Source organism: Mycobacterium simiae (assembly GCF_008370645.1).
GTDB lineage: Bacteria > Actinomycetota > Actinomycetes > Mycobacteriales > Mycobacteriaceae > Mycobacterium > Mycobacterium simiae_A.
The window spans coordinates 1-242 of the sequence record NZ_VTZN01000663.1 but is presented as its reverse complement, the minus strand read 5'-3'; the positions used below and the strand labels follow the sequence as shown (position 1 = coordinate 242).

General features: G+C 62.4%; 1 protein-coding gene. It reads left to right on the top strand.

Annotated features, from left to right (window positions below):
- The coding region (locus F0Q45_RS27305) for a porin PorA family protein (RefSeq protein WP_149656738.1) at positions 1–242 on the top strand (242 nt) is incomplete at both ends.

Genomic DNA, 242 nt, shown 5'->3' with positions numbered 1-242 from the left:
TGTGGGGCGTTCCGGGTGAACCGGGCGAACAGATCACGATGAATCGGTACTACGCCGCGCAGCGAACCTTCTGGGTGGACCCGGTGACCGGCACCATCGTCAAGGAAACTGATCGCGCCTACCACTACTACGCGCGCGACGCGCTCAAACCCGAAGTGACGCTGGTCGACTACAAGGTCACCTCCACTGAAGAGACGGTCGAATCCCAGGTCAACACGGCCCGCGATGAGCGGGACCGGCTT